The organism is Streptomyces sp. NPDC034670 (assembly GCF_055574875.1).
In genome coordinates this window covers 28,285-33,822 of the sequence record NZ_JBVITR010000057.1, presented here as the reverse complement: position 1 = coordinate 33,822, position 5,538 = coordinate 28,285, and the positions used below count along the sequence as shown (strand labels likewise).

The 5,538-nt window shown below is 69.6% G+C and carries 5 protein-coding genes; 4 read left to right on the top strand and 1 reads right to left on the bottom strand.

Annotated elements, in window-relative coordinates; genetic code table 11:
- Positions 1–187 precede the first annotated feature (187 nt).
- The gene (locus tag ACZ56B_RS28290) at positions 188–814 is read left to right on the top strand and encodes a hypothetical protein (RefSeq protein ID WP_468796469.1); all 627 of its coding nucleotides are present in this window, start codon (positions 188–190) and stop codon (positions 812–814) included.
- Positions 815–894: 80 nt separating this feature from the next.
- Here ACZ56B_RS28290 and ACZ56B_RS28285 read toward each other — a convergent pair whose 3' ends face one another.
- Positions 895–1,200, bottom strand: a complete 306-nt coding sequence (locus ACZ56B_RS28285) for a ferredoxin (RefSeq protein WP_468796447.1) — start codon at positions 1,198–1,200, stop codon at positions 895–897.
- Positions 1,201–1,445: 245 nt separating this feature from the next.
- Between ACZ56B_RS28285 and arc the strand changes: the two genes are divergently transcribed.
- From arc to ACZ56B_RS28270, 3 genes are all read left to right on the top strand, one after another.
- Positions 1,446–3,212: a proteasome ATPase gene (gene arc, locus ACZ56B_RS28280; protein WP_468796445.1), complete on the top strand. Its 1,767-nt coding sequence runs from the start codon at positions 1,446–1,448 to the stop codon at positions 3,210–3,212.
- A 232-nt stretch (positions 3,213–3,444) separates the two neighbouring features.
- Positions 3,445–4,956, top strand: a complete 1,512-nt coding sequence (gene dop / locus ACZ56B_RS28275) for a depupylase/deamidase Dop (protein WP_468796443.1) — start codon at positions 3,445–3,447, stop codon at positions 4,954–4,956.
- Positions 4,957–5,146: 190 nt separating this feature from the next.
- A complete protein-coding gene (locus tag ACZ56B_RS28270) occupies positions 5,147–5,365 on the top strand; it encodes a ubiquitin-like protein Pup (protein ID WP_184766655.1) in 219 nt (72 codons plus the stop codon).
- The last annotated feature ends 173 nt before the right edge of the window (positions 5,366–5,538 follow it).

Sequence of the window (5,538 nt, the reverse complement as noted above, 5' to 3'; positions counted from 1 at the left end):
TCCCGCCCCCCCCCCCCCCCCCACCCCCCCCCCCCCCCTTCCCCCCCCCCCCCCCCCCCCCCCCCCCCCCCCCCCCCCGGCGCCCTCACGTTGGCGCGGGGCGGGAGAACCCCCGACCGGTTCCGGTTCCCCCGGCCCCGGAACCGCACGCACCCCGCCGTTCCGCCGCGGTGTGACGTGTGGCACGATGCTGGCCACCCCGCCGGCACAGCCCTCACAGGAGACACTCCTCGTGCAGTCTTCTTCCGCCGTCCCGGAGCTCGCCCACACGCACACCCGCCCGATCCACTGGGTCGCCACCGCCACGGCCGTCGCCGGTGTCGTGGCCCTCGCCTCGGTCCTGCAACCCGGTGCCGCGACCGCGGCCCAGACACCCGCGCCCCAGACGAGGAGCGCCCCGGCCGGCGTGGCCCCGCCGGACCCGGCGGCCGCCGAGTTCCCGCTCGCGTGCGGCCCGGTGGAGGCCGTGGTGAAGAAGCAGGCGTCCGGCGACCTCGACGGCGACGGACGCCCGGAGACGGTGGCGGTCGTCCACTGCGACGCCTCCATGGGCACCCCGCCCGACGGCGTGTACGTCCTGACCGGGACCGGGGAAGGCGGCGCGCCGCGCGTCGTCGCCACGCTCGTCGACCCCGCGGACCGCACGAACGCCGACGACCTCGCCGTGCGTGACGGCGGCGTCACCGCCGAACTCCTCGGCTACTCGTCGGCCGACGTCCCCAGTTGCTGCCCCGATGTGCGCGAGAGCGTGAAGTGGCGGTGGGAGAACGGCGCGTTCGTGCGGTCCGCCCCGTCCGGCGCCAAGAGCGTGTGACCTGCGCGCGGGCGCGCGTCGGAGGCGTGCGCCCCGGAGCAGGGGACGTCAGGCGGCGGTGACACCTCGTGTCACGGCCCTCACTCGGCGTCCGGTCCGTGCACCTCGACGCCGTCCGCGACGCGGCGCACGTGGATGCACTCGCCCGGGCACTCCTTCGCGGAGTCGATCACATCGGTGAGAAGCGGCAGCGGTACGGGTGTTGTCGCGCCCCTGTCCTGCAGCAGTTCGTCCTGCGGACCTTTCACGTAGGCCAGGCCGTCGATGTCCAGCTCGAACACCTCGGGCGCGTACTGGGCGCAAATGCCGTCACCCGTGCACAGGTCCTGGTCGATCCAGACCTCCAGGGCCTCGCCGCCGACGTCGGCCTCCTGCTGCACGCTCATCTCCCTTGCTGTTTTCCGTATCGGGCCGGGTGGGAATCAGGCCAGCTCCGACGGGTGTTGAACACGTCGACCCTACCTCCGACTGGGTTCCGATCATTTTCCGTGGGTATTCCCCTGGCGTGAGGGAGAGCGCAAGGGTGAAGATCGGACACACCCCGACCGTCTTTGTGATCTAGGGGTTTCAATCGACACCCACCCAGGTAGGGTCTGGAAGCGTCCAGCTCCCCTTGGAGGAGGTGAGGACCGTGGCAGCCCACGACGACGACATGAACCGCGGCATCCGCCCGGGACGCGGGTCCGACGACCCGTCCGGGCAGATCGCCTACCTTGAGCAGGAGATCGCCGTCCTGCGACGCAAGCTCGCCGACTCTCCGCGACACACGAGGATTCTCGAGGAGCGGATCGTCGAGCTGCAGACCAACCTGGCCGGCGTGTCCGCCCAGAACGAACGACTCGCCGGCACGCTCCGCGAGGCCCGTGACCAGATCGTGGCCCTCAAGGAGGAGGTCGACCGGCTCGCACAGCCCCCGGCCGGCTTCGGGGTCTTCCTCACGGCGAACGAGGACGGCACGGCCGACATCTTCACCGGCGGCCGCAAGCTCCGGGTGAACGTCAGCCCCAGCGTCGAGCTCGACGAGCTCCGGCGCGGCCAGGAAGTGATGCTCAACGAAGCGCTCAACGTGGTCGAGGCCATGGAGTTCGAGCGCGTCGGCGACATCGTCACCCTCAAGGAGATCCTGGAGGACGGCGAGCGGGCCCTGGTGCTCGGGCACACCGACGAGGAGCGGGTGGTACGGCTCGCCGAGCCGCTGCTGGACGTCACCATCCGCCCCGGCGACTCCCTGCTGCTGGAACCCCGCTCCGGCTACGTCTACGAGGTCGTGCCCAAGAGCGAGGTCGAGGAACTCGTCCTCGAGGAGGTCCCGGACATCGGCTACGAGCAGATCGGCGGTCTCGGCAACCAGATCGAGGCCATCCGTGACGCGGTCGAGCTGCCGTACCTCTACCCCGACCTGTTCAAGGAGCACGAACTGCGGCCGCCCAAGGGCGTGCTGCTCTACGGGCCCCCCGGATGCGGCAAGACGCTCATCGCCAAGGCCGTCGCCAACTCGCTGGCCAAGAAGGTCGCCGAGGTCACCGGCCAGGCCGCAGGCAAGAGCTTCTTCCTCAACGTCAAGGGCCCCGAGCTGCTGAACAAGTACGTCGGCGAGACCGAGCGGCAGATCCGCCTGGTCTTTCAGCGGGCCCGGGAGAAGGCCAGCGAGGGCACCCCCGTCATCGTCTTCTTCGACGAGATGGAGTCCCTCTTCCGCACCCGTGGCTCCGGCGTCAGCTCGGACGTGGAGAACACCATCGTCCCGCAGCTGCTCGCCGAGATCGACGGCGTGGAGGGCCTGCAGAACGTGGTGGTGATCGGTGCCTCCAACCGCGAGGACATGATCGACCCCGCCATCCTGCGGCCCGGCCGGCTGGACGTGAAGATCAAGATCGAGCGTCCCGACGCCGAGGCGGCCAAGGACATCTTCGGCAAGTACCTCACCGAGCGCCTCCCCCTGCACGGCGACGACCTCGCCGAGCACGGCGGCGACAAGGCCATGACGGTCCAGAGCATGATCCAGACCGCCGTGGAACAGATGTACGCCGAATCCGAGGAGAACCGCTTCCTGGAGGTCACCTACGCCAACGGCGACAAGGAAGTCCTCTACTTCAAGGACTTCAATTCCGGCGCCATGATCGAGAACATCGTGGGCCGCGCCAAGAAGATGGCGATCAAGGATTTCCTCGAGAAGAACCAGAAGGGCCTTCGCGTCTCCCACCTGCTCCAGGCCTGTGTGGACGAGTTCAAGGAGAACGAGGACCTGCCCAACACCACCAACCCGGACGACTGGGCCCGCATCTCCGGAAAGAAGGGCGAGCGGATCGTCTACATCCGTACCCTCATCACCGGAAAGCAGGGTGCGGACACCGGACGCTCCATCGACACGGTGGCGAACACCGGCCAGTACCTGTAAAAGCCAGGGCGGCTGCGGGTGCCTCCGACGGGTACCCGCAGCCGTGTGCTTTTTCGGGCCACGGCTGGAGCACAGCAATGACGCAAATGATCTCCCCACCAGCGCAAAGGCGTTCTAGGCTCTTCCGTACCGCCGAGTCGCGCACTGCGGGGACGGGCACCGCACACGCACCGGAGCGCCGGCGGAGCAGCAGCGTCCCCGACCGGGGACGCCGCCGGGCAAGGAGGGCCGCATGACCGTACGGCGAGTAATGGGCATCGAGACGGAGTACGGGATCTCCGTCCCCGGCCACCCCAACGCCAATGCCATGCTCACCTCGTCCCAGATCGTGAACGCCTACGCGGCCGCGATGCACCGGGCCCGCCGGGCCCGCTGGGACTTCGAGGAGGAGAACCCGCTGCGGGACGCGCGAGGCTTCGACCTGGCCCGCGAGGCCGCCGACGCCAGCCAGCTCACCGACGAGGACATCGGCCTGGCCAATGTGATCCTCACCAACGGTGCGCGGCTCTACGTCGACCACGCCCACCCCGAGTACAGCGCCCCCGAGGTCACCAACCCGCGGGACGCCGTCCTGTGGGACAAGGCGGGCGAGCGGATCATGGCCGAGGCGGCGGACCGGGCCGCTCAGCTGCCCGGGGCCCAGCCGATCCACCTCTACAAGAACAACACCGACAACAAGGGCGCCTCCTACGGCACGCACGAGAACTACCTGATGAAGCGGGAGACCCCCTTCTCGGACATCGTGCGCCACCTGACGCCGTTCTTCGTCTCCCGCCAGGTCTTCGCCGGCGCCGGCCGGGTCGGCATCGGCCAGGACGGCCACGAGCACGGCTTCCAGCTCAGCCAGCGGGCGGACTACTTCGAGGTCGAGGTGGGCCTGGAGACCACGCTGAAGCGCCCGATCATCAACACCCGCGACGAGCCGCACGCCGACGCCGAGAAGTACCGCCGGCTGCACGTGATCATCGGCGACGCGAACCTGTCGGAGATCTCGACGTACCTGAAGCTGGGCACGACGGCGCTGGTGCTGTCCATGATCGAGGACGGCTTCATCGCCGTGGACCTGGCGGTCGACCAGCCGGTGCGCACCCTGCACCAGGTCTCGCACGATCCGTCGCTGAAGCGGCTCGTCACGCTCCGCAGCGGGCGGACGCTCACCGCGGTGCAGCTCCAGATGGAGTACTTCGAGCTGTCCCGCAAGTACGTGGAGGAGCGGTTCGGGGCGGACGCCGACGACCAGACCAAGGACGTCCTGGCGCGCTGGGAGGACACCCTCACCCGGCTGGAGAACGACCCGATGAGCCTGGCCGGCGAGCTGGACTGGGTCGCCAAGCGGGAACTCATGGAGGGCTACCGGCGCAGGGACGACCTGGACTGGGACGCCGCCCGGCTGCACCTGGTGGACCTCCAGTACGCCGACGTGCGCCCCGACAAGGGCCTGTACAACCGTCTGGTGGCCCGGGGCAGGATGAAGCGGCTGCTGGACGAGGCGGAGGTCGAGCGGGCCCGTACGGCGCCTCCCGAGGACACCCGCGCGTACTTCCGCGGACGGTGCCTGGAGCAGTACGCCGACGACGTCGCGGCGGCCTCCTGGGACTCGGTGATCTTCGATCTGCCGGGCCGGGACTCGCTCCAGCGGGTCCCGACCCTGGAACCGCTTCGCGGAACGCGTAATCACGTCAAGGCGCTCCTGGACCGGTGCCGCACGGCGGAGGACCTGGTCAGGGTGTTGTCCGGGGGGTGATCCGGGGCAGAGCGGGTACCCACGGGTACCCGGGAAGGGCCGGCCGGACGGGGTGGAAAACCCCCGGTCCGGGAATCATCGAGATGGTCCCCGTACGTTGGAGCAACTACGGGGGCGTTGTCGGACCCGGCTTGTAGGGTCCGGTCTTGACCGAGCAACTGTGTCGGGCGAACCGAGCGGGGTGAGGGTGATGGCGACCAAGGACACCGGCGGCGGACAGCAGAAGGCCACCCGGTCCACGGAGGAGGTCGAGGAGCAGGCGCAGGAGGCGCAGGCTTCGGAGGAGCTCAAGGAGCGTCACGAGAAGCTGAGTGACGACGTGGACGACGTCCTCGACGAGATCGACGACGTGCTCGAGGCGAACGCCGAGGACTTCGTGAGGTCGTTCGTTCAGAAGGGTGGCCAGTAGGCAGCTGCGGCCTTCGGACCGAAGGCCGTGTGCGGGGGGCGCGGGTGCGGAGAGCGCAGGGTGCGCAGTGCTGGGGGGGGGGGGGGGGGGGGGGGACCACCGAACAGGGGGGGGGGGGGGGGGGGGGGAGTGCGCGGATGGGGAGAGGAGATGGACGCAGCCAATTACCACGC